Source organism: Ectopseudomonas alcaliphila, assembly GCF_900101755.1.
Taxonomy (GTDB): Bacteria; Pseudomonadota; Gammaproteobacteria; order Pseudomonadales; family Pseudomonadaceae; genus Aquipseudomonas; species Aquipseudomonas alcaliphila.
This window is the reverse complement of record NZ_FNAE01000005.1, coordinates 18,862-44,824: the sequence shown is the minus strand read 5'-3', so window position 1 is coordinate 44,824 and position 25,963 is coordinate 18,862. Positions and strand designations below refer to the sequence as shown.

The window sequence follows — 25,963 nt, the reverse complement described above, 5'->3', positions numbered from 1 at the left end:
CAGTGGTTCACTCCGTGCGGTTGGCGGCCATCTGGTAGGCGGTTTCCAGCGCCACCTGCAGGCTGCCGATATCCACCTTGCCAGTGCCGGCCAGATCCAGGGCGGTACCGTGATCCACCGAGGTGCGGATGATCGGCAGGCCCAGCGTGACGTTGAGCGCCGCGCCGAAGCCCTTGAACTTGAGCACGGGCAGTCCCTGGTCGTGGTACATGGCCAGCACCGCATCGGCATGTTCGAGATACTTGGGGGTGAACAGGGTGTCGGCCGGCAGCGGGCCGATCAGGTTCACGCCTTGAGTGCGCATGCGCTCCAGCGTCGGTTCGATGATCTCGATTTCCTCGCGGCCCAGATGACCACCTTCGCCCGCATGTGGATTGAGCCCGCAGACCAGGATGCGCGGCTCGGCAATACCGAACTTGCTTTGCAGATCGGCATGCAGGATGCGGATAACGCGCTCCAGGCGTTCGGCCGTAATGGCGGCCGCGACGTCTTTCAGCGGCAGGTGCGTGGTGACCAGCGCCACGCGCAAGCCGCGGGTCGCCAGCATCATCACCACCTGCTGGGTGTGGGTGAGTTCGGCGAGAAACTCGGTGTGGCCGGAGAAGGCGATACCGGCCTGGTTGATCACGCCCTTGTGCACGGGGGCGGTGATCATCCCGGCGAACGTGCCGTCCAGGCAGCCCTGGCCCGCGCGGGTGAGGGTCTCCAGCACGTAGGCAGCGTTGGCTGGTGCCAGCTTGCCGGGCTCGACCGTGACTGCCAGTGGAGTATCCCAGACGTACAGAGCGCCCGCTGCGGCAGGACGATCAGGCCATCCTTGCGGGCCGACGCCCAGCAGTTCGATATTCAGCCCCAGCTGCTTGGCGCGCTCAGCCAGCAGCTCGCGACTGGCGATAGCCACCAGTGGTGCAGGCTGCGCCATCTGCGCCAGCAGTAGGCAGAGATCGGGGCCGATGCCGGCGGGCTCGCCTGGTGTGAGGGCAAAGCATTGCTGCACAGTCATGGTCGCTCTCTATACGGGCTGGGGCGTCAGTTTACGCTGCCTGGCCAATAACGAAAAAGCCCGGCGCTGGGCCGGGCTTTGCTGATCGATACCGCTATTACAGCTTGGTCTCGACGTAGGCTTCGTCGCGGATCTGGCGCAGCCAGGCCTGCAGTTCCTCGTCGTACTTGCGGTTACGCAGCACGTTTGCGGCCTGTTGCTCGCGGAACTGCGCGCTGCTGTCAGTGGCGCGGCGGCCCATGACCTGCAGCACGTGCCAGCCGTAAGGGCTCTTGAACGGCTTGGACAGTTCGCCGCTGGCGGTGTTGTTCATCACTTCACGGAACTCGGGCACCAGCGCGTTGGGGTCGATCCAGTTCAGATCGCCGCCGTTGAGCGCAGAACCCGGGTCTTCGGAGAAGCTCTTCGCCAGTTCGGCGAAGTCCTCACCATCGACAATGCGCTGATACAGGCGCTCGACCAGGCGACGGGTTTCTTCTTCGCTGCGAATCTCGCTGGGCTTGATCAGGATGTGGCGAACATGCACTTCGTCACGCACCTGGGTGTCGCCACCGCGCTTCTCGATCAACTTGAGGATGATGAAGCCGCCCGGCGTGCGCACCGGCTCGGTGACTTCGCCTGGATTCAGCTGGCTGATCATGTTGTCGAACGGTGGCGGCAGCTGACCGGCTTTACGCCAGCCCATCTCGCCGCCTTCCAGGGCGGTTTCACTGGCGGAGCGGGAAATCGCCAGTTGGGCGAAGTCTGCGCCTTGTTGCAGTTGCTGATACACCTCCTGCGCCTGACGGTCAGCCGCCTGGATTTCGCTGGAGGAGGCACCCTCGGATACCGGGATCAGGATATTGGCCAGACGGAACTCTTCCGACAGCTGCATCTTGCCCAGGTCAGAGGCGAGGAAGTTCTGCACTTCCTGATCGGTGACCTGGATGCGTTCTGCCACGCGGCGCTGGCGGACACGGCTGATGACCATCTCGCGGCGCACCTGATCACGGGCATCGGCATAGGACAGGCCGTCACGTGCCAGCGCTTCGCGGAACTGCTCCAGGCTCATGCCGTTGCGCTGGGCGATGGTGCCCATGGCCTGGTTCAGCTCTTCGTCGGTGATACGAATGCCGGAGCGGTCGCCGATCTGCAGCTGGATGTTCTCGATGATCAGACGCTCGAGCACCTGCTGGCTGAGTACGTTCTCGGGCGGCAGGGCACCGCCGCGCTTGTCGATGGTTTGTTGCACTTCACGCAGGCGAGCTTCGAGTTGGCTCTGCATGACCACGTCGTTGTCGACGATGGCCACGACGCGATCCAGTGGGCGAACCTGGGCCTGAGCCGTTGCCGCCAGCAGTGCTGCGCCCAATAGCAGGGGGCGCAGGCGATCAGAAAGCTTGGTCTTCACGTTCACGGTAACCTTGAATGCCTTGGTCGAGGAAAGTTTCCACCTTGTTGCCAACAACGCCGCCGAGGCCCTTGAGGACGATCTGCAGGAAGATGCCGCGGTCCGGCTCGTCGTTGCGCGATGGGTCGAGGCTGACTTCGTCGTAATCGATCCAGTAGCGGTTGATCAGGCGCAGCTTCCAGCAGCAGCTGTCGTATTCGAAACCACCGAAGGCTTCGAGGGTACGGTTGCGGCCATAGTCGTACTGCCAGCGCGAGATCAGGCTCCACTGCGGAGCCAGCGGCCAGATGACGGAGAAGTCATGCTGGTCGATCTTGTAGTAGTTCTTGATGTAGTTCGGGTTCGGCGAACCGTCGGCAAGGGTCGAGCTGCCGTAGTCCGGGTTGGTCGTCCAGGTACCGCTGTCGCGGTCGTAACGTACGGTGTCGTTACGATAGCGATAGCCGAAGTTGACGATCTTGTTCGGATTGTCTTCCGGCTGGTAATGGAACATTGCGCTGCCCGAACGGGTGGCGTGCTGGTCCGGATCCCAGTTGAAGGTCGAGGAGAAGCGCCAGTCGCGGTTGAAGCGATACAGGTACTCCAGCGCGTAAGGCGACACGTCGGCGGTGGCTTCCTGGCGGGCACGATAATCGATACCCGGTAGTTGAACCTTGCGGTCTTCGAAGTAGAAGGCCTGGCCGATGCTGAAGCGCTGACGTTCGAAACCGTTCGGCTCGATCCAGCGACTGGTCACACCCAGCGACAGCTTGTTCTCGTCACCGATGCGATCCTTGCCGCTGAAGCGGTTTTCACGCCACAGCGAGGCGTAGCTGAAGGTCGGTTCGCCCGTGTCGAACACCGGGATATCGGTCTGGTCTTCTTCCGGCACATAGAGATAGAAGGCGCGCGGTTCCAGAGTCTGGCGGAAATCCTTGCCGAACAGCTGGGTGTTGCGGTCGAAATACAGGCCGCTGTCGACGCTGAACATACCGACGCCACGGTTGGGTGAGCGCTTGTAGTCGACGCCGAACCACTGGCGGTTCAGGTCGTCGGGATCGTTTGTAGCGCCAGCAATATCAGCCTTGCCCCGACCGTCCAGGTTTACCTGGTACTGCGTCTGCAGATATTTCACCTGAGGTTTGATGAAGCCCCAGCTCCAGTTCAGCGGCAGGCTGACGCCAGGCTCCAGGTGCAGGCGTTCGCCATCCGCACGGTTCAGGCCGGTCAGGCGTTCGTCGTACCAGAGGTCCTGCGGGCGGCCGGTTACGCCGTCTTTGTCAGTGAAAAAGCCGGAGCGCAGGTTGCGATCGAAGCGCACGTATTCGGTGCCGTAGGTGAAGTCCAGGCCGCCCGGATTGAACGGCAGCTTGCCGTCCAGGGTGATCTGCGGCAGGCGATCGTATGGCGTCACATCGGTGATGTTGGCCAGTTCATACGCATGCACGTTCAGGCGTGCGGTATAGCTGTCACCGCGATAGGTCAGGGTGCCGCGCTGGTCGACGTAGGTTTGCTTGTCGATGCCCAGATCGGTATCGAGGTCCTGGAAGTAGTACGGGTCGCTGATGTCGGTGTAGTCGACTTCGGCGAGCAGGCGCGAGTTCAGCCCTTGCTTGTGTTGCCAGCTGTACATCCAGCGCTGATCTTCGTACTCGGACTGCAGTTTGCGCTCGTCTTCGCTGTCGTTCAGCCATGCACCACCGACCTGGCCTTCGCTGCTCTCGGTCAGGTAGCGGAACTCACCCTCCATCAGCAGGCCGCGTTTGGCCATGTAGGTCGGGTACAGCGTGGCGTCGTAGTTCGGTGCCAGGTTGAAGTAGTACGGCGTTTGCAGCGAGAAGCCGTTGCTGCTCGACGTGCCGATGCTTGGTGGCAGGAAGCCGGACTGGCGACGGTCGTCGATGGGGAAGTAGATGTACGGGGTGTAGAACACCGGAATGTCCTTGACCCGCAGCGTCACGTTGGTCGCGGTACCGAAGCCGGTCGCCGGGTTCAGGGTGACGTTGTTGCCCTTCAGGTGCCAGGCATTGTCGCCCGGTTCGCAACGGGTGTAGGTACCATCCTTGAGGCGGATGATCGCGGTTTCTTCGCGCTTGGCGTAGAGCGCGCTGCCGCGCACGTGGGCCTGGTGCATCACGTATTCGGCATTGTCGATACGCGCTTCGCCGTTATCCAGCTGCAGTTCGGCGCGGTCGCCGACCACCAGCATGCCCTTGTCGCGCAGGCGTACGTTACCGACCAGCTCACCACGGTTTTCCGTCTGGTGCAGGCTGGCTTCGTCGGCCTCGACCTGCATGCCGGACTGGCGCAGGACCACATCACCGGCGAGGGTGGCGATCTGCTTTTCCTGCTCGAAGCGTGAGGCTTTGGCGGAAACGAACATCGGCGACTCGTTCAGCGGCGTGGTGTCATCCATGCCCGGACGCAGTGGCTCGACGTAGGCGCCTGCGCAGTAAGGACCGGCCTCGGCCAGCTGCGCGGCAGTCAACTTATCGCGCGGTACCCAGTCCAAGTGACTGTAGTCAGGGCTGCGCGAGGTGAGGGCGCGGCCCTTGCTCTCGGTGACCAGTACCGGGGCGGCATCCTGCTTGGCTACGGCCGTGCTGCTCGAGCCACCGCTGCTGACAGCATCACGGCTGTGCACCGGGCGCGGAGGCAGGGCGCTGGCCGCGGATTTCGGCGCGCAGGCCCAGCCGCCCGTGGGCGACGCCTGGCAATCGTATTGCTCGGCGGCAAAGGACTGTAGGCTGAACGCGGGCTGTAAGGCCAGGAGGCTGCCGGTGACCAGCAGCGGGAATTTCTTGCGGAACGCGGGGTATTTTACTGCCATCTTGTTAGTCCGGGCTTCCTGCGCGCTATCGGCCCAGGGGCCGCACGCCTCTCGATGGGCTGAAAAAGATGCTGGATAATAAAGCATGACCCGCGCAACGGCTAGCGCCGTCGGAGACCCCTTGATGTCTGAACACGATGTACGTCTGCAACAGTTGCAAACCTGGCTCGGCGAGCAGCTGCCCGCCCTCTTCGCAGTGCGCGACTGGGGCGCGGTGCCTGAGGCCGAGCTCACGCCTGCCAGCAGCGATGCCAGCTTTCGTCGCTATTTTCGTTGGCAGGCCGGTGAGCGCAGCCTGATTCTGATGGATGCGCCGCCGCCTCAGGAAAACTGCGAACCTTTCGTCCGTATCGCTGCGTTGCTGGCCAGCGCCGGTGTGCATGTGCCGCAGGTGTTGGCTGCCGATCTCGAACAGGGCTTTCTGATCCTCGATGACCTGGGCCGCCAGACCTACCTGGATGTGATAAACGAACACAACGCCGACGAGCTGTTCGACGAGGCCATCGAAGCCTTGTTGTTGCAGCAGCGTTTGCCGCTGGACGGTGCTCTGCCGCATTACGACGAGGCGTTGCTGCGTCGTGAGTTGCAGCTGTTTCCCGAGTGGTACGTACAACGCCATCTGGGGCATGCCTTTACACCCGAGCAGGAAGCAGCCTGGCAGCGCATCTGTCGCCTGTTGATCGACAGCGCCCTGGAGCAGCCCAAGGTGGTGGTGCACCGCGACTTCATGCCGCGCAACCTGATGCAGAGTGCGCCCAACCCCGGCGTGCTGGATTTCCAGGATGCCGTCAACGGTCCGGTGACTTATGACATCACCTGCCTGTTCAAGGATGCCTTCCTCAGTTGGCCAGAGGCGCGCGTGCAGGCCTGGTTACACGGCTACTGGGAGCGCGCCAAGGCGGCGGGCATTCCGGTGCAGGCATCGTTCGAAGACTTTCTGCGCGCCAGCGATCTGATGGGCGTGCAGCGTCACCTCAAGGTGATCGGCATCTTCGCGCGCATCTGCCACCGCGATGGCAAGCCCAAGTACCTCGGCGATGTGCCGCGTTTCTTCTCTTATATAGAGGTTGTGCTGGCGCGTCGGCCGGAGCTCGCCGAGTTGGCTGAGCTGTTCGCCAGCCTGGCGAAAGATGAAGGGGCGCGTGCATGAAGGCGATGATCCTCGCGGCGGGCAAGGGCGAGCGCATGCGTCCTTTGACGCTGCATACACCCAAACCACTGGTGAAAGCGGCAGGCGTGCCGCTGATCGAGTACCACATCCGCGCCCTGGCCGCTGCTGGCTTCACCGAGCTGGTGATCAACCACGCCTGGCTGGGCCAGCAGATCGAAGATTACCTCGGCGATGGCTCGCGCTTCGGCGTACCAATCGTCTATTCCCCTGAAGGTGAGCCGCTGGAAACGGGGGGCGGTATCTTCAAGGCACTGCCGCTGTTGGGGGCCGAGCCGTTTTTGGTGGTCAACGGTGATGTTTTCACCGACTACGCCTTCGCCGCGCTGCGCGAGCCGCTCGCCGGCCTGGCGCATCTGGTGCTGGTGGATAACCCGGCGCATCACCCGCAGGGTGACTTCGTTCTGGCGGCAGGTCAGGTTCATGACGGCGAGGCGGCAGGCGAACGGTTGACCTACAGTGGTCTCGCCGTGCTGCACCCGCGTCTGTTCGCCTCTTCTCAGCCCGGTGCCTTCAAGCTGGCGCCGCTGTTGCGCGAGTCGATGGCGGCAGGGCAGGTCAGTGGCGAGCACTATGGCGGCTGCTGGGTCGACGTCGGTACGCACGAGCGTCTGGCCGAAGTCGAACGCTTGTTGCAGGAGGCGCGCTAGGTGTTGTGGCCGGCCACCATGCTCGGGGCAGCGGCCGGGCTCGCCCTGGCCAGCATCCCAGGTGCTTTGCTTGGCGGTCTGCTCGGGCAGGTGCTGGATCGCCGTCTGCGCCTGCATGGCTGGGACAATCTGCGCGAGCGGTTGGGCGGCCGTGCGGCACCGGCGGATGATGATTTGCTGTTTCTGATGCTGGGGCGTCTGGCCAAGAGCGACGGCCGGGTAGTGCAGAGTCATATCCAGCAGGCGCGTTCGGAAATGCAACGGCTCGGATTGAACCCCGTCGCTCAGCGGCGCGCCATCGAAGCCTTCGCCCGTGGCAAGACCGGGCGTGACAACCTGCGTGCGCCCCTGCAGCGTCAGCGCGACCGCGCGGATGCCATGCTGCGGGCCTGCTGGCGCATGGCCTGGGTCGACGGGCGGGTATCGGCCAGTGAGCATGAGTTGATCCTGCTCTGGGGCAAGTGGCTTGGCTGGGACAGTGCCCGGCTCGATAGTCTGGGCGAGGAATACGCGCCGCGCCGCAGTCAGCAGCCGGCACCGGCTGGCGGCAGTTACCAGGAGGCGCTGCGTCTGTTGGGCGTGAGTGAAGGCAGCGAGCCTGAGCAGATCAAGCGCGCCTACCGACGGCTGCTCAGTCGGCATCACCCGGACAAGCTGGCCGGCTCCGGCGCCTCGCCTGAGCGCATTCGTGAAGCCACCGACACCACGCGACAACTGCATCAGGCTTACGCGTTGATTCGCCAGCGTCGAGGGATTCGCTAGCAGGTAGTTTTCAGCTGCCTGCTGCGCGGATATGCAGCGTCAGCCAGCCGCGCAGACGGCGGTAGAGCTGCTCTTGCTGAACATCCAGATTGCCCGGCAGGGCCTTCATCGATACCTGTATGTAAGTGGGCAGTTTGGCCCGCTTGCTCGCCTGCAGGCGCTTCAGCGCAGCCATGCGCTCGGTGGCTTGATCCTTGTAGTAGAAGTCGCCGGTGGCCACGGTTAGCTGTGCGACCATCTCATCCAGTGGCGGCGCGAAGCCGGCAGGTAGTTCGGCCGCCACCATCAGCAGATTCTGCACGTTGTCCGGCTGACGTTCGCTCAGGTAGCGCGCAGCCCAGTAGGCGCCACTGCCATGCCCGAGGAGGACGATGTCTCTGGCCTGCTGCTGGCTGGCAAAGGCGATGGCGGCATCGATACGCGCCATTACCCGTTCGACATGCGCCTGGCGCCTTTGCTCGGCGGTGAGTTCCGTTGCGGCTGGTGTGGTTGTCTGCTCTGGCGCGACATCGGCAACGCTTTCATCTTCGCCATTGGTGGCTTCACCGTCAGTTGGCGCAGGCGTTTCGGAGGCCGCGCTGCGTGGCGGCAACGGGTCGCCGTCCGGGTCCGGCAGCGTCAGGCTCAGACTGTGCCAGCCGGCGTCGGGCAGTTTGCGCCGGAGCGGGCCCACCGCGGCGGCGCCATCGGCGTTTTCCACATCGCCGGGCAACAGGATCACCGCACCACTGGGCTCGCCGACGTTGGCTGGTAGCCACAGTGCGAGGAAGCTTTCGGCGCTGGCCTGCAGCATCTGCTGTTCACGTTTGTCCAGGCGTTGCTCCAGCGTCTGCGCGTCGCTGACGCTGCGTTCGGGCAACAGCGGACGTTCGCTTGCCGCAGGGGCGTCGGCGCTATCAGCCGGCGCGTCCTCGACCGGCTCCTCGGCCCAGACCGCGGGACAGGAGAGCAGGCAGAAACCGAGCAGTGCTAGTGAGTGAAGGCGCATCGATGAGGCTCCTGATCGTCTGCTACAGAGCCTAATGCCGGGCTCCGCTTTTGTCAGGCGATTGGTGCAAGACTGGAGTAAGGTAGGGGATCGCGTCACCGGATTCGCCGTGCATGAACTCCCTTCTCCGTTCCCTCTCTCTCCTGCTGATGCTGGCTGTTTCCACCGCCTGGGCCGAGAGCGCGCGCATGCCATTGCGCCCGGCCTTCGATGCCGAGCAGCGCGCCTGGCTCAAGGAGCATCCGGTGTTGCGCGTGGGCCTGCTCCAGCAGGCACCCTGGGTGCAGCGTGGTCAGAATAGGCAGTTGACGGGCGCCAACGTCGAACTGATGCAGCGTTTGCTCGAAGGCATGGGCGTCGCGCCTGACTGGCGTCTATATCCGAACCTGGAGGCCCTGGAACGGGCTGCCAGTGCTGGCGAGGTGGATCTGGCGCCAGGTCTGCAGCAGACGCCGGCGGGTCTGCGCATCTGGCATTACTCGATGCCCTACCTGCGGGTGCCGCATCTGGTGGTTGGCGAGCGTAGCGGCAATGGTGCGGTGGATCTCGATCAGTTGCCGCTGGAGCAGATGGTCGCCCTGCGTACGCCGAGCCAGGCTGCCGAGTATCTGGAGCGCACCCATACCAATCTGCGTTTGCGGGCGACGCCATCGGAGCGCGCGGCGTTGTTGCTGGTGCTGAATCAGGAGGTCAGTTATGCGGTGCTGGACGAGGCGAGCCTCAGCCTGCTGCTGCGCGAATCACGTTTCTCCAGCCTGAGCATCGTTGGCGACATCGGTTTGCCACAGCTAATGCGCCTGGCAACGCGCCGCGATCAGCCGCTGTTGTCCGGCATCGTCGATCAGACCCTGCAGGTGCTGCCAGCTCGCGAGCTGGAGGAATGGCGGGAAACCTGGATGCCTCTGCGCTATCCGCAGTCCACCGATTTCGTCGGCTTCTGGAAGACGCTCGCGCTGTTTTTCGGCCTGGTGCTGATGCTGGGTGCAACCGCGCTCTATCGGCAAAGGCAACAGACGCGTTTGCTGGAGCGTGGGCTGCTGGGCGCACGTGGCGAGCTGGATCGTCACCAGCAGGCAGCCGAGGCGTTGCGCCTGAGCCAGTTCTCCATCGATCACAGCACGGTGGGCATTCTCTGGGTCAACTGGGACAGCCACCTGCGCTACGCCAACCGTGCCGCCGAACGCATGCTCGGCTACGCCAGCGGCGAGCTGGTGGACAAGCCATTGAGCCAGCTCGAGCCCAGCCTGCACATGGATCGCTGGCTCAGCCTGTGGAAGCGCGTGCGCGAGCAGGATGAGGGCTCACCCAGCTTCGAGGTCGACTGCCTGCGCGCCGATGGCAGCCGCATGCCGGCCGATGTTTCCCTGAGTTTTCTGCGTTACCGCCAGGCCGAGTACCTGGTGGTATTTCTCAGCGACGTCACCGAACGCCGCCGTGCCCGCGCGGCGCTGGAGGAAAGCGAGGCGCGCTTCAAGGGCATCGCTGGCAACGTCCCCGGCCTGGTGTTTCGCCTGGAGCGCGCCGGGCCAGGGCAGACGGTCAACTTCGCCTATATCAGCGAGGCCAGCCAGGAAATGGTTGGCTGGCCGGCGCATGAGCTGCAACGTGAGGATCGTGGTATTCGCAGCCTGGTGCATCCGCAGGATCTGAACAGCTACCTGAACAGTCAGACGCTGGCGCTGGAGGGCGAAAGCGACTGGTACTGGCAGGGGCGCATTCTCACTGCCGAGCAGGAGGTGCTGTGGGCCGATATCCGCACCACCGCGCGCCCGCTGGGCAATGGCCGAGTGGTTTGGGACGGCATTCTCTGGGACATCACCGAGAACAAGCTGGCCGAGCTGGCGCTGGCCGATTCGCGGGCGCGCCTGCGTGAGCTGTCGGCGCATCTGGAAAGTGTGCGGGAGGAGGAAAAGGCGCGGATCGCCCGCGAAGTGCACGACGAGCTGGGTCAGGTGCTGACCGTGCTCAAGCTGGAAACGGCGATGTGCGAGCTGGCCTGCGCCGGTCAGGTTGCAGAGCTGGACGAGCGTCTGGCCAGCATGAAGCGCCTGATCGCTCAGTTGTTCCAGCTGGTGCGCGACGTGGCCACTGCCTTGCGGCCGCCGATTCTCGATGCCGGCATTGCCTCAGCCATCGAATGGCAGGTGCGTCGCTTCGAGGAGCGCACGCAGATTCCCTGTCTGGTCGATGTGCCCGAGCACTTGCCGCATCTGCCTGATGCCCAGGCCATCGGCCTGTTCCGTATCCTTCAGGAGGCGTTGACCAACGTCATGCGCCACGCCGGTGCGCACAGCGTCGAGGTGCGCCTGTGGCAGGAGGGGGGCGCCTTGTGTCTGTCGGTCGTCGATGATGGCAAGGGCTTCGATCCGGCGCTGCGCAAGCCGGGGCAATCCTTCGGCCTGGTTGGCATGCAGGAGCGCATGCTCATGCTCGGTGGCCAGTTGCAGATTGACAGCCAGCCGGGCGAGGGCACTACCCTGTGCGCGCGCATCAATCTGGAAGAGGAGATCGCAGCGTGATTCGGGTACTGGTGGCCGAAGACCACACCATCGTGCGGGAAGGCATCAAGCAACTGATCGGCATGGCGCGCGATCTCGAGGTGGCTGGCGAAGCCTGCAATGGCGAGCAGCTGATCGAGGTGCTGCGTCGCACGCCTTGCGACGTGGTGCTGCTGGATATCTCCATGCCCGGCGTCAATGGTCTGGAGGCCATTCCGCGTATCCGCGCGCTGAACGAGGCACCGGCGATTCTGGTGCTGTCGATGCACGACGAGGCGCAGATGGCGGCGCGTGCGCTCAAGGCCGGTGCCGCCGGCTACGCCACCAAGGACAGCGACCCGGCGTTGCTGATCACGGCGATTCGCAAGGTAGCCAGCGGTGGTCGTTATATCGATCCGGCGCTGGCCGACCGCATGGTCTTCGAGGTCGGCCTGACCGACTCGCGCCCGCCCCACGCACAACTGTCCGAGCGCGAGTTCTCGGTGTTCGAGCGTCTGGTGCGGGGCGAGGGCGTCAACGATATCGCTCTGCACCTGGCGATCAGCAACAAGACCGTGAGCACGCACAAGGCGCGCCTGATGCAGAAGCTCGGCGCGCATTCGATGGCCGATCTGGTGCGCTACGCGATGGAGCACCGCCTGGTCTGATCGGGCGCTTTCGTAGGAGCGGCTTCAGCCGCGATGAATCGCCCACCGGAGCTTCGCGGCTGAAGCCGCTCCCACGGTTTTCATGCACTGTATAACCGATGCGATCACTCGGATTTTGTAGGGCAAGCCCTACACGAGATTCTCCTCGCGCCTGATATCAGCTTGTCATCCCGCCCGATTTTTCACCCTGTCTCGCCGACCTAATCTTGGCTCATCGGCCTGAGACAAGAACAAGGGTGTGGTGTGATGGCAAACGATGTACTGGTGAGCTTCCGTGGCGTACAGAAGAGCTATGACGGCGAAACGCTGATCGTCAAAGACCTCAACCTGGATATCCGCAAGGGTGAGTTTCTGACCCTGCTCGGCCCGTCCGGTTCCGGCAAGACCACCAGCCTGATGATGCTGGCCGGTTTCGAGACGCCGACCGCCGGCGAGATCCTCCTCGATGGCCGCTCTCTGAACAAACTGCCGCCGCACAAGCGCGACATCGGCATGGTGTTCCAGAACTACGCGTTGTTCCCGCACATGACCGTGGCCGAGAACCTGGCCTTCCCGCTGAGCGTGCGCGGCATGTCGCGTACCGACATCAGCGAACGGGTCAAGCGTGCGCTGTCGATGGTGCAGCTCGACAGCTTCCGCAACCGTTATCCGGGCCAGCTCTCCGGTGGTCAGCAGCAGCGCGTGGCACTGGCCCGCGCGCTGGTGTTCGAGCCGCAACTGGTGCTGATGGACGAACCCCTTGGCGCGCTGGACAAGCAACTGCGCGAACACATGCAGATGGAGATCAAGCACCTGCACCAGCGCCTGGGCGTGACTGTGGTCTACGTGACCCACGACCAGGGCGAGGCACTGACCATGTCCGACCGCGTGGCCGTGTTCCACCAGGGGGAAATCCAGCAGATCGCTCCGCCGCGCGAACTCTACGAAGCGCCGCACAACACCTTCGTCGCCCAGTTCATCGGTGAGAACAACCGCCTGGCCGGCGAGCTGGTCAGCCACGATGGCGAGCAGTGTGTGGTGCGCCTGGCGCGGGGTGAAGAAGTGCGTGCCACGGCGGTCAACGTCGGCGCCGTGGGGGAGGCGGTGAGCCTGTCGATCCGCCCCGAGCGCATCCGCCTCAACGGCCACAGCGAAGCCTGCCCGAACCGCTTCTCCGGGCGCATCGCCGAGTTCATCTACCTGGGCGACCACGTGCGTATCCGCATGGAGGTCTGCGGCAAATCCGATTTCTACGTCAAGCAACCCGTGGCCGAGCTCGATCCGGCCCTGACGGTTGGTGACCTGGTTCCGCTCGGCTGGTCTGTCGAGCATGTCCGCGCGCTGGATCCACTCCAAGTCGAGTGAGCCTTTTGCGCAGTGCTTCACCTTTACCCCGTAACACAGAGGAGCTGATAAGAATGACGAAATCCCTGAAGCTCGCGGCGTTGGCCCTGGGCGTTAGTTGCGCCATGCCGGCACTGGCGGTGGATCTGACCGCGGTTTCCTTCGGCGGCGCGAACAAGGCGGCGCAGGTCAAGGCGTTCTACGAACCCTTCGAGAAGGAAACCGGCAACAAGGTGCTGGGCGGCGAATACAACGGTGAGATGGCCAAGGTCAAAGCCATGGTCGACACCCGCAGCGTGAGCTGGGATCTGGTGGAGGTGGAGTCGCCGGAACTGGCCCGTGGTTGCGACGAAGGCCTGTTCGAGGAACTCGACCCGGCGCAGTTCGGCGATGAAGCCAACTTCATCGACGGCGCCATCCAGCCCTGCGGTGTGGGCTTCTTCGTCTGGTCCACGGTGCTGGCCTACAACGCCGACAAGCTCAGCGCGGCGCCGACCAGCTGGGCCGATTTCTGGGACGTGAAGACATTCCCGGGCAAGCGCGGCCTGCGCAAGGGTGCCAAGTACACTCTGGAATTCGCCCTGATGGCCGACGGCGTGCCGGTCAAGGACGTGTACAAGGTGCTGGCCACCAAGGAAGGCCAGGATCGTGCGTTCAAGAAGCTCGACGAACTCAAGCCCAACATCCAGTGGTGGGAAGCTGGCGCCCAGCCGCCGCAGTATCTCGCCTCCGGCGACGTGGTGATGAGCTCGGCCTACAACGGTCGTATCGCTGCCGTGCAGGCCGAGAGCAACCTGCAAGTGGTGTGGAACGGCGGCATCTACGACTTCGACTCCTGGGCCATCCCGCGTGGGGCCAAGAATGCCGAACTGGCCAAAGAGTTCATCGCCTTCTCGGTCAAACCCGAAGCGCAGAAGACCTATTCGGAGAACATCGCCTACGGCCCGGCCAACAAGCAGGCCATCGAGCTGCTGGCGCCGGAGCGTCTGAACCTGATGCCGACCACCCCGGAAAACATCGCCAACCAGGTGGCCATCGACGTGACCTTCTGGGCTGACTACGGCGAGCAGCTGGAGCAGCGCTTCAACGCCTGGGCCGCCCGCTAACCAGGGCGTCGCGCAGCGACGCCTTCCTCGCCCCCTTCTCCTGCGGGAGAAGGGGATGAGGGTGACGGAGCTGCCCAAGCGATGTTTGTCGTATCCCCGAATTTCTGCCGCCTGGTGCGGCCTTAGCTTGCGGAGTTGTCCATGGCCGCCGTACTGCCTGCCAATGATTTGCCCGGGCCGAGCCTGAAGCAGCGACTGGCTCGTGCCGAGCGTTTCAATCGCCTGAAATCCAAGGCGCTGATCCTGCCGCTGTTGCTGTTTCTTCTGCTGACCTTCCTGCTGCCCATCGGCGCGCTACTCATGCGTAGCGTGGATAACCCCGAGGTGGTCGGCAGCCTGCCACGCACCGTCGAGGCGATCGCCGCCTGGGATGGCCGTGGTCTGCCGGATGAGTCGGTGTACCGGGCGATTGCCAGCGATATGCTCGAAGCGCGGCGTAATCAGAGCCTGGGCGATCTGTCCAAGCGCCTGAACATGGAACTGGCGGGCTTTCGCAGCCTGGTCAGCAGCACCGCACGCAAGCTGCCGCTGGGCGAGGAGCCGGCGTCCTACCAGGAAGCCTTCCTCGATATGGACGAGCGCTGGGGCGACCCCGCCTACTGGCAGGTGATACGCCGCAATGCCTCGTCGGTGACGCCGTACTACCTGCTGGCCGCGCTCGATCATCGTATCGACGACCTCGGCGAACTGGCCAAGGCCACGCCGGATCAGGCCATCTATCTGGACATCTTCACCCGCACCTTCTGGATGAGCCTGGTGATCACGGTCATCTGTCTGGTGTTGGCCTATCCACTGGCCTACCTGCTGGCCAACCTGCCGACGCGGCAGGGCAACCTGCTGATGATTCTGGTGCTGCTGCCGTTCTGGACCTCGATCCTGGTGCGCGTCGCCGCCTGGATCGTGTTGCTGCAGTCGGGCGGGCTGATCAACAGCGCGCTGATATCGCTGGGCATCATCGAGCAACCGCTGCAACTGGTGTTCAACCGCAGCGGCGTGTACGTGGCCATGGTGCACATCATGCTGCCGTTCATGATTCTGCCGATCTACAGCGTGATGAAGGGCATCTCACCCAGTTACATGCGTGCGGCGGTGTCGCTCGGCTGCCACCCGTTCGCCAGCTTCTGGCGGGTGTACTTCCCGCAGACCCTGGCCGGTGTCGGCGCCGGTTGCCTGCTGGTGTTCATCCTGTCCATCGGCTACTACATCACCCCGGCGCTGCTGGGCAGCCCGAACGACCAGATGATCAGCTACTTCGTCGCCTTCTACACCAACACCACCATCAACTGGGGCATGGCCACGGCTCTTGGCGGTCTGCTGCTGGCCGCGACCCTGGTGCTCTACGTGGTGTACAGCTGGCTGGTCGGTGCCAGCAAGCTGAGGCTTGCCTAGAAAACGGCCTGCGCAGCAGGCCATCTGATGACCCTCTCCCGCTTGCGGGAGAGGGTGCCCGAAGGGCGGGAGAGGGTGCTTGTTTAGGCACTCTGCTTCTCGGTAACCGAACACGGGAGGATGGCGCAAGAAGAGCGCTCTCTCTCCCAGCCCCTCTCCCATAAATGGGAGAGGGGAGCTTAACGCTCACTGGAGTAAAACCCATGCTCAGCCCCTACATGTCACCCGTCGAGCGCCTCTGGTACTACGGCCTGCGCATTCTCTGCGGCCTGGTGCTGCTGTTTCTGATCCTGCCGGTGCTGGTGATCGTGCCGCTGTCGTTCAACTCCGGCACTTTCCTGGTCTACCCGCTGCAGGGCTTCTCGCTGCGCTGGTATGAGGACTTCTTCATGTCCGCCGACTGGATGCGCTCGCTGAAGAACAGCCTGATCATCGCCCCGGCCGCGACGCTGCTGGCCATGGTCTTCGGCACCCTGGCCGCCATCGGCCTGACCCGTGGCGAGTTTCGCGGCAAGGCGCTGGTGATGAGCCTGCTGATCTCGCCGATGATCGTGCCGGTGGTGATCATCGGTGTGGCCAGCTACCTGTTCTTCGCGCCGCTGGGCATGGGCAACAGCTACCTGTCGCTGATCCTCGTGCATGCGGTGCTCGGTGTGCCGTTCGTGATCATCACCGTGTCGGCCACGCTGCAGGGCTTCAACCACAACCTGGTGCGTGCCGCCGCCAGCCTTGGCGCCTCGCCGCTGACGGCATTTCGCCGGGTGACCCTGCCGCTGATCGCGCCGGGGGTGATTTCCGGGGCACTGTTCGCTTTCGCCACCTCGTTCGACGAAGTGGTGGTGACCCTGTTCCTCGCCGGCCCCGAGCAGGCCACCCTGCCGCGGCAGATGTTCAGCGGCATTCGCGAGAACCTGTCGCCGACCATCGCCGCCGCCGCGACACTGCTGATCGGCTTCTCCATCCTGTTGCTGCTGACCCTGGAGTGGTTGCGCGGGCGTAGCGAGAAGCTGCGTACCTCCACGCCGGAGTAGATCGCCGCAGCTGCATGTTCAGGGCCTCGCCGGGAAACCGGCGGGGCCTTGCTCGTTTCCGGGCGTAGAATGTGCAGTTTCTCCTGACCCAACAAGGCGGCCAGATGGACTTCGATGATCCCGGTTTTCGCGAGCTGATCGATGCGTTGCACGATGGCGTCTACATCACCGACGCCGATGGCATCACCCTCAAGGTCAACAGTGCCTATGAGCGCCTGACCGGGTTGCGTGCCGAGGACGTCGTCGGCCAGCACATGCAGGCGTTGGTGGAGCAGGGCGTGATCTCGCAGTCGGTGTCGCTGCGCGTGCTCAAGGAAGGCAAGGCGCTGTCGCTGATGCAGAGCGTCAGCCAGGGCAAGCGTCTGCTGGTCAGTGGTACACCGATCTTCGCCGCCGATGGCCGGGTGCGCTACGTGGTCAGTACCGTGCGCGACATGACCGAACTGCTGCGCATGAAGCATGAGCGCGACGAGCTGCAGCAGCTGAAGCAGTTACGCAACAGCACCGCCAAGCTGCATGCCGGGCAGCGTGACGATCTGCTCGATGCCTCGCCAGTGGCCAGCCTGCCGGCGTCAGGGCGGGTCTTCGCTCAGGCCCGGCAGGTCGCCGCCAGTGACGTGAAGGTGCTGCTGCAGGGGGAAACCGGCGTCGGCAAGACCCTGATCGCGCAGTACATCCACAAGAGCAGCCCGCGCGCGGCGCAGCCGTTCCTGGCGCTGAACTGTGGCGCGCTGCCGGAAAACCTGATCGAGGCCGAGCTGTTCGGTTATGTGCCGGGCGCTTTCACCGGCGCCGGCAGCAAGGGCAAACGCGGGCTGCTGGAACTGGCGCACCAGGGCACGGTTTTTCTCGATGAGATCGGTGATCTGCCGCTAGCGCTACAGGTCAAGCTGCTCAAGGTCATCGAGGAGAGCCGCTTCATTCCGGTCGGTGGCCTGGAGCTGAAAGAGGTGGACGTGCGCATCATCACCGCCACCCACCATGATTTGCGCAAGATGGTCGCCGACGGGCGTTTTCGCGCCGACCTCTATTACCGGCTCAACGTGGTGCCGATCCATATCCCGGCCTTGCGCGAGCGGCCCGAGGAAATTCAACCGCTGCTGGACTTCTATCTGAGCGAATTCAACCAGCGTTATGGCCGCGCACTGAGCTGGGAGCTCGAAGCGCTCGATGCACTGACCGACTACGCCTGGCCCGGCAACATCCGCGAGCTGATCAATCTGGTCGAGCGCCTGGTGGTCACCGTCAGCGGCGAACGCATCGAGCTGTTCGACCTGCCGGAGGAGATGCGCATCGCCCGTAGCGACGCCGGCGAAGACGATCTGCTGCCACTGCGCAAGCAGGTGGAGAACCTCGAACGGCGCCTCATCCGCCGTGCGCTGATGCAGCACAAGACCACCCGAGAAGCGGCCAAGGTGCTGGGTCTCAGCCAGGCGACCCTGGTGCAGAAGATGAAGCGCTGGGAACAGGGGTGATTGGAAAATGGATCGAATTACGGTCTTTTGATTGATTTTCTGATCAAGCGCGTTCTGCGCAGCACTGTGACAAATCGACGCAAGCCTTCTACCACGCCGCTTTCAGCAAGCTGGCACAGGAATGGCTATGACAGGTCCTGAACCCGTTCAGCACAACAACGCATAAAGGGCCTGCTGATGAGTATTGCTGCATTCAAGATCGCCAATAAGCTGCTGACCGGCCAGGGTGCCGTGGAGCAACTGGCGGTCGAACTGCCCCGTCTGAATATCACCAACCCGCTGATCGTCACCGATGCCATCCTGATCAAGTCCGGTACGGTCGAACATGTCCTCAAGCAGCTCGGCGAGCGCCGCTATGGCATCTATGACGGTGTCGAGCCGGAGCCGGAAATCGCCATCGTCGAAGCCTGCGCCAAGGTCTATCGCGACGGCGGCCACGATGGTCTGATCGGCGTCGGTGGCGGCAGCGCCATCGATATCGCCAAGGCCGTGGCCGGTTACGTTGGTCATGACGGTGCGCTGGAAGAGCTGTTCGGCGTCGATCAGATCAAGCGCAAAGGGCCGCCGCTGATCGCCATTCCGACCACTGCCGGCACCGGCTCGGAAGTGACCAACGTATCGATCCTGTCGGACAAGAAAGCGCAGCTGAAAAAGGGCATCGTCAGCGACTACCTGCTGCCCGACGTCGCCCTGGTCAGCCCGGTGATGACCCTTACCTGCCCGCGCGGCGTGACCGCAGCCAGTGGCGTCGACGCCCTGGTGCACGCGGTGGAGTCCTACCTGTCGGTCAATGCCTCGCCGATCACCGATGCCCTGGCCATTGGCGCGATCAAGCTGATCGCCAAGGCACTGCCCAAGGCCTACGCCAACCCGGCTGACCTGGTGGCGCGCGAAGACATGGCCACCGCCAGCCTCATGGCCGGCATGGCCTTCGGCAATGCCGGTGTCGGCGCCGTGCATGCGCTGGCCTATCCCCTGGGCGGGCGCTTCAACATCGCTCACGGCGTCAGCAATGCCTTGCTGCTGCCCTACGTGATGGCCTGGAACAAGCTGGCCTGTGTCGAGCGCATGGCCGAGATCGCTGCCGCCTTGGGCGTGCAGACTCACGGTCTGAGCGACAAGGTCGCCGCCGACCTGGCCGTCGAGGCCATGGCCGAGCTGTGCGCCAGCGTCGACATTCCCAAGGGCATGCGCAGCTTCGGTGTGCCGGAAGATGCCATCCCGGCGATGGCCGAGGAAGCGAGCAAGATCGACCGCCTGATGCGCAACAATCCGCGTCGCCTGACGGCGGGCGATATCGAGCAGATCTACCGCGCTGCCTACTGATCTACGCAACAACCGATGAACAGCCCCGGCAATGTCGGGGCTCGCTGCTTACAACTCTAATAAAGCTGGGTGACTCAAATGTCCGAACTGCATCAGCAAGACCTTGGTGTGGAAGCCCCCTACTGGCCGGTGGGGCCATTCAAGGTGCGTCTGCCTTTCATTCATTACCGCTTCGAACTCTCCGACTACATGCAGGGCCTGCTCATGTGTGCGGTGGATCTGGCGGCGATTCCGCTGATGACCGAATTCCTCGGCATGCCTTTCGAGGTGGCGCTGGCGGTGGTCATGCTCAACGGGCTGCTGTACCTGACCCACCACTTGCTGGGCGACCCCGTCGTCCCGGGCTGGATCACCCCGGCGATTCCCTTGCTCATGGCTTACTGCAGCCAGTTCCCGGAGGGCCCGGAGCGGGTGCATGCGCTGATCGCCTTTCAGTTGATGCTGGGGATATTTTCCATCGGCCTGGGCATGACCGGCATGGCGCGCAAGGTGGTGTCATTGGTGCCCTCTGCACTCAAGGCCGGCATCATCATGGGCGCGGGCCTGAGTGCGGTGGTGACTGTGTTCAAGGAGGGCGGTCGCTTCGACAGCTTCCCCTGGACCATTTCCATCGCCGTCGGTATCGCCTTCTATCTGGTGTTCTCCCTGCACTTCCAGCAGTTGAAGAAGCGCAGCCGCTTGTGGTGGAACTTCGCCAAGCTGGGCATTTTCCCGATCATCCTCCTGGCGGTCTTCGTCGCGCCGATCTTCGGTGAGGCGCCTTGGCCGAGCATCGAGTGGGGCATCAGCAAGCCGGACTTCGTCACCCTGTGGAACGAGTACACCGTGTTCGGCCTCGGCATGCCGCCGCTGATGATGTTCGTCACCGCCATTCCTACCGTCCTGGCCGCCTACCTGGTGGTGTTCGGTGACGTGCTGGGTGCCAAGGCGATCCTCGGCGAGGCCGACCACATCCGCAGTGACGAGAAGGTCGACTTCAACCCCAACCGTTCGCACCTGATCTTTGGCGGGCGCAACGCCTTCATGAGCATCTTCGGCCCGGACGTGGCCATGTGCGGCCCGCAATGGTCGGCCATGCAGGTGGTGATCACCGAGCGCTTCAAGGGCGGCGCCAAGGCGATGAAGTCCATCTACGGCGGCGTCGGCTCGTTCCGCTGGGGCACCAATACCGGCCTGTTGCTGCTGCCGGTGGTGACCCTGTTGCAGCCGATTCTCGGCGTGGCACTGGCGCTGACCCTGCTGATCCAGGGCTACGTCAGCGTGCGCCTGGGCATCATGGAGGCGCGCAGTCAGCGCGACCTGGGCATCGCCGGGGTCATTGGCGCGGTATTGGCGATCAAGGGCGCTGGCTGGGCTTTCGCCATCGGCGTCGGCCTGTGTGCGCTGATCTACGGGGCACAGATGTTCCGCGGTGAGAACGACCAGACCTTCACCAAGGACCTGCCGCCCGGCGAGTGAGGCCTTTCGAGTCCCTTATCCAGCCGGGGGGCGATTTCTTCCCTCGGCTGCAGGAGAAAATCATGCAATTGAACGATCCCGATCTGCTGCGCCACCAGGCCTATATCGACGGCCAGTGGTGCGAAGCCAGCGATGGCTCCATCACTGAAATTCTCAATCCGGCCAATGGCGCGTCTCTGGGGACGGTCCCGAACATCGGGGCCGAGCAGACCCGCCAGGCCATCGAGGCGGCGCAGGCTGCCCAGCCGGCCTGGCGTGCGCTCACTGCCAAGGAGCGCGCGGCGCGCCTGCGCAAATGGTATGAGCTGATGCTGGCCAACCAGGAGGACCTGGCGCGGATCATGACGGCCGAGCAAGGCAAGCCGCTGACCGAGGCCCGTGGCGAAGTGCTGTACGCGGCATCCTTCATCGAGTGGTTCGCCGAAGAGGCCAAGCGTGTCTACGGCGACACCATTCCCGGCCATCAGCCGGACAAGCGCCTGATCGTGACCAAGGAACCCATTGGTGTGGCCGCGGCCATCACACCGTGGAACTTCCCGGCGGCGATGATCACCCGCAAGGCCGGCCCGGCGCTGGCCGCCGGCTGCGCCATGGTGCTCAAGCCCGCGCCACAGACACCGTTTAGCGCGCTGGCGCTGGCGGTACTGGCCGAGCGCGCGGGCATCCCGGCCGGGCTGTTCAGCGTGTTGCCGGCCGATACCGAGCGTTCCCGTGAGGTGGGCCTTGAGCTGTGCGCCAACCCGATTGTGCGCAAGCTGTCGTTTACCGGCTCCACGGGGGTGGGCATCAAACTGATGGAGCAATGTGCGCCGACCCTGAAGAAGCTTTCACTCGAGCTGGGCGGCAATGCGCCGTTCATCGTCTTCGAGGATGCCGACCTGGATGCCGCAGTCGAAGGCGCACTGGTCGCCAAGTACCGCAACGCCGGGCAGACCTGCGTCTGCGCCAATCGCCTGTATGTGCACGATGCCGTCTACGACGCCTTTGCCGAGAAACTGGCCGCTGCCGTGGCCAAACTGCGGGTCGGCCCTGGTGATGAAGAGGGCGTCGTCATTGGTCCGCTGATCGACGGCAATGCCGTGGCCAAGGTGCAGGCGCATCTGGCCGATGCGCTGGAGAAGGGCGCCAGGGTGCTGCAGGGCGGCAAGGCGCACGCGCTGGGCGGGCATTTCTTCGAGCCGACGGTCATCACTGGTGTCACCGCGGATATGCGCGTGGCCCGCGAAGAGACCTTTGGGCCGCTGGCGCCGTTGTTCCGTTTCAGCGATGAAGCCGAAGTGGTGCGACAGGCCAACGACACCGAGTTTGGCCTGGCAGGCTACTTCTATACCCGCGATCTGGGCCGCACCTTCCGTGTAGCCGAAGCGCTGGAGTACGGCATGGTCGGTATCAACACCGGGCTGATCTCCAATGAAGTGGCGCCATTCGGTGGCATGAAGGCCTCGGGGCTCGGTCGCGAAGGCTCCAAGTACGGCCTGGATGAGTACCTGGAGATCAAATACCTCTGCCTCGGCGGTATCTGAGGCAGGCGGCTCATTGGGGGAGGGGCTTTAGCCGCGATTGGCACCAACGCTCGCCGCTGAAGCACCTTCCACTATGCAGTGCATAGGGTGGACAGCGCGAAGCTTGTCCACCTTTCTTGTTGCGTTGCTGCCGGCCCATGGTGGACAAGCCTTCGGCATGTCACACCCTACGCGAGGCTGGCTTCGGTCGATTGAAGGCTCTACAGCCGTTACAATGCGCGCCACCGTGACCCAAGCCCTTAGAGGTGCGCCATGCAACCCTTCGCCATCGCCCCGTCGATCCTATCCGCCGACTTCGCCCGCTTGGGCGAGGAAGTGGACAACGTACTCGCCGCCGGTGCGGACATCGTCCACTTCGACGTGATGGACAACCACTACGTACCCAACCTGACCATCGGCCCGATGGTCTGCTCGGCGCTGCGCAAGTACGGCATCACCGCGCCGATCGACGCGCACCTGATGGTCAAGCCGGTGGATCGCATCATCGGCGACTTCATCGAGGCCGGCGCTTCGTACATCACCTTCCACCCGGAAGCTTCCGAGCACATCGACCGCTCGCTGCAGCTGATCAAGGCGGGTGGTGCCAAGGCCGGCCTGGTGTTCAACCCGGCCACCCCGCTGGACGTGCTCAAGTACGTGATGGACAAGGTCGACATGATCCTGCTGATGAGCGTCAACCCCGGTTTCGGTGGGCAGAAGTTCATCCCCGGCACCCTCGACAAGCTGCGCGAAGCCCGCGCGCTGATCGACGCCAGTGGCCGCGAGATCCGTCTGGAGATCGACGGTGGCGTCAACGTGCAGAACATCCGCGAGATTGCCGCGGCGGGCGCCGACACCTTCGTTGCCGGTTCGGCGATCTTCAACCAGCCGGACTACAAGGCGGTGATCGACGCCATGCGCGCCGAACTGGCCCAGGTGCGTGGATGAAACCGCTGCGCGCGCTATGCGGCGGTGAGCTGCCGCGCCTGGTTATGTTCGACCTGGACGGCACGCTGATCGACTCGGTGCCGGACCTGGCCGCAGCGGTCGACCGCATGCTGGTGGAACTGGGGCGCGCGCCGGTTGGCGTTGAAAAAGTCCGCGACTGGGTCGGCAATGGCGCGCGCGTGCTGGTGCGCCGCGCCCTGGCCGGCGGTCTGGATCACGCGACAGTGGGCGAGGCCGAGACGGAAGAGGCGCTGGCGCGCTTTCTCGATATCTACGCCGATTGCCATCACCTGACTGCGCTGTACCCGGGCGTGCATGAGCTGCTCGAAGCGCTGAGCACGGCGGCCGTCGAGCTCGCGGTGGTGACCAACAAGCCGGAGCGCTTTGTCGCGCCGCTGCTGGAGCAGGTCGGCCTCGGCGGCTATTTCCGCTGGATCATCGGTGGCGACACCCTGCCGCAGCAGAAGCCTGACCCGGCAGCACTGCTGCAGGTGATGCATCTGGCTGGGGTCGACGCGGCGCAAGCGCTGTTCGTCGGCGACTCGCGCAACGACGTGCTGGCCGCGCGCGCTGCCGCGGTGCCCTGCGTCGCCGTGAGCTACGGCTACAACCATGGCCGCCCGATCGCCGAAGAAAAACCGAACCTGGTAGTCGATAACCTCGCCGAGTTGTTCTGACGAATCTTCAGCTGCGCCATTCGGCTTTTGTAGGAGCGGATTTATCCGCGAAACTGGCGATTGAGATCGCGGATAAATCCGCTCCTACCAAGCTATCGCTTTGCCCCGCTTGCAGCGCTTGGCGTGTAGCTGCTACCTTGGCCGCTCTCCTTATTCCCCCGCCTGTCGAGATCGCACCGTGGTGGTTAGCTGCAAACTCTGGATGAAAGTGATCAAGGCTCTGGCCCGTTGGCGCTGGCGCGCCTGATCTCGTCCTGCCGCCGCCGCGCGGCCCGTTTGCACCCGACCGTTTACCCCGAGCCATGAGGCTGATCATGACCCATGAAGAATTCCTGCGTTTAGCCGCTGAAGGCTACAACCGCATTCCGCTTGCCTGCGAAACCATCGCCGACTTCGATACGCCGCTGTCGATCTACCTGAAACTGGCCGATGCGCCCAACTCCTACCTGCTGGAATCCGTGCAGGGCGGCGAAAAGTGGGGTCGCTACTCGATCATCGGCCTACCGGCGCGCACCGTGCTGCGTGTGCACGGTCATGAGGTGGTGATCACCACCGACGGCGTCGAGGTCGAGCGTCATGAGTGCGCCGATCCGCTGGCCTTCGTCGAGCAGTTCAAGGCGCGCTACAAGGTGCCGACCATCGCCGGGCTGCCGCGTTTCAATGGTGGCCTGGTCGGTTACTTCGCCTATGACAGTGTGCGTTACGTGGAGCCCAAGCTGGCTGCCGGGGTCAATCCCGATGCGCTGGGCACGCCGGACATCCTGCTCAACGTCTCCGATGCCGTGGTGGTGTTCGATAACCTGGCGGGCAAGATGCACGCCATCGTTCTGGCTGATCCGGCCGAGGCGGATGCCTTCGAGCGTGGCCAGGCGCACCTGCAGGAAATCCTGCACAAGCTGCGTCAGCCGTTCGCCCCGCGTCTGGGCGTGGATCTGAACAAGCCTGCAGGTGAGGAGCCCGCGTTTCGCTCCAGCTTCAGTCGCGAGGATTACGAACGCTCGGTCAGCGCCATCAAGGATTACATCCTGGCTGGCGACTGCATGCAGGTGGTGATTTCCCAGCGCATGACGATCGGGTTCAAAGCGGCGCCCATCGACCTGTACCGCGCGCTGCGCTGCATCAATCCGACGCCTTACATGTACTTCTTCAACTTCGGCGATTTCCATGTGGTGGGTTCGTCGCCCGAGGTGCTGGTGCGCGTCGAGGATAACCTGGTCACCGTACGGCCCATCGCCGGCACCCGTCCGCGAGGTGCGACCGAAGAGGCCGACCTGGCGCTGGAAGAAGATCTGCTGGCCGACGCCAAGGAAGTCGCCGAGCATCTGATGCTGATCGACCTGGGCCGCAACGACACCGGGCGCGTCTCGGAAGTCGGCTCGGTGAAGCTGACCGAGAAGATGGTCATCGAGCGTTATTCCAACGTCATGCACATCGTTTCCAACGTCACAGGCGAGCTGAAGAAGGGCCTGACCTCGATGGACGCGCTACGTGCGATCCTGCCGGCCGGCACCCTGTCCGGTGCGCCGAAGATCCGCGCGATGGAGATCATCGACGAGCTGGAACCGGTCAAGCGTGGCGTCTACGGCGGCGCGGTCGGTTACTACGCCTGGAACGGCAACATGGACACCGCGATTGCGATTCGTACGGCGGTGATCAAGGACGGTGAACTGCACGTGCAGGCCGGCGCCGGCATCGTTGCCGACTCGGTGCCCGCGCTGGAGTGGGAAGAAACCCTGAACAAGCGCCGCGCCATGTTCCGCGCCGTCGCGCTCGCCGAACAGACTGCCGTCCAGGCCCAGGAATAAGAGGAGCC

19 protein-coding genes and 1 pseudogene are annotated in these 25,963 nt (G+C 63.9%); 16 read left to right on the top strand and 4 right to left on the bottom strand.

The genetic code is table 11. From position 1 onward, the window contains the following. Window positions 1-7: 7 nt before the first annotated feature. From pdxA to BLR77_RS16415, 3 genes are all read right to left on the bottom strand, one after another. Window positions 8-1,003 (bottom strand): 4-hydroxythreonine-4-phosphate dehydrogenase PdxA, encoded by a 996-nt coding sequence (gene pdxA, locus BLR77_RS16425; protein ID WP_074679633.1) that lies wholly within the window; start codon window positions 1,001-1,003, stop codon window positions 8-10. A 97-nt stretch (window positions 1,004-1,100) separates the two neighbouring features. Beyond that, entirely contained in the window at window positions 1,101-2,393 is a 1,293-nt protein-coding gene (locus BLR77_RS16420) for a peptidylprolyl isomerase (protein ID WP_139203010.1), read from the bottom strand. Then, the gene (locus BLR77_RS16415; protein WP_074679629.1) at window positions 2,374-5,202 is read right to left on the bottom strand and encodes an LPS-assembly protein LptD; all 2,829 of its coding nucleotides are present in this window, start codon (window positions 5,200-5,202) and stop codon (window positions 2,374-2,376) included. Before BLR77_RS16415 ends, BLR77_RS16420 begins: the two co-directional genes overlap by 20 nt. 124 nt (window positions 5,203-5,326) lie before the next feature. Here BLR77_RS16415 and BLR77_RS16410 point away from each other — a divergent pair, with 124 nt between their 5' ends. From BLR77_RS16410 to BLR77_RS16400, 3 genes are read left to right on the top strand one after another with little or no spacing between them, the layout of a single operon-like run. Continuing rightward, on the top strand, window positions 5,327-6,352 hold the full coding sequence (locus BLR77_RS16410; protein WP_074679627.1) for an aminoglycoside phosphotransferase family protein: 1,026 nt from the start codon (window positions 5,327-5,329) through the stop codon (window positions 6,350-6,352). Beyond that, window positions 6,349-7,020: an N-acetylmuramate alpha-1-phosphate uridylyltransferase MurU gene (gene murU, locus BLR77_RS16405; protein ID WP_074679625.1), complete on the top strand. Its 672-nt coding sequence runs from the start codon at window positions 6,349-6,351 to the stop codon at window positions 7,018-7,020. The genes BLR77_RS16410 and murU overlap by 4 nt, the downstream gene beginning before the upstream one ends. Next, window positions 7,021-7,782: a DnaJ domain-containing protein gene (locus BLR77_RS16400; protein WP_074679623.1), complete on the top strand. Its 762-nt coding sequence runs from the start codon at window positions 7,021-7,023 to the stop codon at window positions 7,780-7,782. A gap of 10 nt (window positions 7,783-7,792) precedes the next feature. Here the strand turns inward: BLR77_RS16400 and BLR77_RS16395 are convergent, their stop codons facing one another. Continuing rightward, window positions 7,793-8,770: an alpha/beta hydrolase family protein gene (locus BLR77_RS16395; RefSeq protein ID WP_074679621.1), complete on the bottom strand. Its 978-nt coding sequence runs from the start codon at window positions 8,768-8,770 to the stop codon at window positions 7,793-7,795. A gap of 113 nt (window positions 8,771-8,883) precedes the next feature. On the opposite strand from BLR77_RS16395, the gene BLR77_RS16390 reads away from it, so the two are divergent. From BLR77_RS16390 to trpE, 13 genes and pseudogenes are all read left to right on the top strand, one after another. Continuing rightward, entirely contained in the window at window positions 8,884-11,289 is a 2,406-nt protein-coding gene (locus tag BLR77_RS16390) for a PAS domain-containing sensor histidine kinase (protein WP_074679619.1), read from the top strand. After that, complete coding sequence (locus BLR77_RS16385) at window positions 11,286-11,915, top strand: response regulator (RefSeq protein ID WP_074679617.1); 630 nt, start codon at window positions 11,286-11,288, stop codon at window positions 11,913-11,915. Before BLR77_RS16390 ends, BLR77_RS16385 begins: the two co-directional genes overlap by 4 nt. Before the next feature lie 246 nt (window positions 11,916-12,161). Further along, on the top strand, window positions 12,162-13,259 hold the full coding sequence (locus BLR77_RS16380; RefSeq protein ID WP_074679615.1) for an ABC transporter ATP-binding protein: 1,098 nt from the start codon (window positions 12,162-12,164) through the stop codon (window positions 13,257-13,259). Window positions 13,260-13,312: 53 nt separating this feature from the next. Continuing rightward, window positions 13,313-14,344, top strand: a complete 1,032-nt coding sequence (locus BLR77_RS16375) for an ABC transporter substrate-binding protein (protein ID WP_074679613.1) — start codon at window positions 13,313-13,315, stop codon at window positions 14,342-14,344. 141 nt (window positions 14,345-14,485) lie between these two features. Continuing rightward, window positions 14,486-15,733 (top strand): ABC transporter permease, encoded by a 1,248-nt coding sequence (locus BLR77_RS16370; RefSeq protein WP_074679611.1) that lies wholly within the window; start codon window positions 14,486-14,488, stop codon window positions 15,731-15,733. A gap of 203 nt (window positions 15,734-15,936) precedes the next feature. Beyond that, on the top strand, window positions 15,937-16,764 hold the full coding sequence (locus BLR77_RS16365; RefSeq protein ID WP_003463515.1) for an ABC transporter permease: 828 nt from the start codon (window positions 15,937-15,939) through the stop codon (window positions 16,762-16,764). Window positions 16,765-16,868: 104 nt separating this feature from the next. Next, window positions 16,869-18,239, top strand: a complete 1,371-nt coding sequence (locus tag BLR77_RS16360; RefSeq protein WP_074679609.1) for a sigma-54 interaction domain-containing protein — start codon at window positions 16,869-16,871, stop codon at window positions 18,237-18,239. 177 nt (window positions 18,240-18,416) lie between these two features. Continuing rightward, window positions 18,417-19,565 carry an iron-containing alcohol dehydrogenase gene (locus BLR77_RS16355; protein WP_074679607.1) on the top strand — a complete coding sequence of 383 codons (1,149 nt, stop codon included), beginning with the start codon at window positions 18,417-18,419 and terminating at the stop codon, window positions 19,563-19,565. A gap of 78 nt (window positions 19,566-19,643) precedes the next feature. After that, window positions 19,644-21,023, top strand: coding sequence for a hypothetical protein (locus tag BLR77_RS16350; RefSeq protein WP_074679605.1), 1,380 nt, complete (start codon window positions 19,644-19,646; stop codon window positions 21,021-21,023). 62 nt (window positions 21,024-21,085) lie between these two features. Next, window positions 21,086-22,546 carry an NADP-dependent succinate-semialdehyde dehydrogenase gene (gene gabD / locus BLR77_RS16345; RefSeq protein WP_074679603.1) on the top strand — a complete coding sequence of 487 codons (1,461 nt, stop codon included), beginning with the start codon at window positions 21,086-21,088 and terminating at the stop codon, window positions 22,544-22,546. A gap of 252 nt (window positions 22,547-22,798) precedes the next feature. Then, entirely contained in the window at window positions 22,799-23,473 is a 675-nt protein-coding gene (gene rpe, locus BLR77_RS16340) for a ribulose-phosphate 3-epimerase (protein ID WP_061242602.1), read from the top strand. Next, window positions 23,470-24,397: pseudogene (locus BLR77_RS16335) on the top strand (phosphoglycolate phosphatase). Before rpe ends, BLR77_RS16335 begins: the two are co-directional and overlap by 4 nt. Before the next feature lie 67 nt (window positions 24,398-24,464). After that, entirely contained in the window at window positions 24,465-25,955 is a 1,491-nt protein-coding gene (gene trpE / locus BLR77_RS16330; RefSeq protein WP_074679599.1) for an anthranilate synthase component I, read from the top strand. Window positions 25,956-25,963 lie beyond the last annotated feature (8 nt).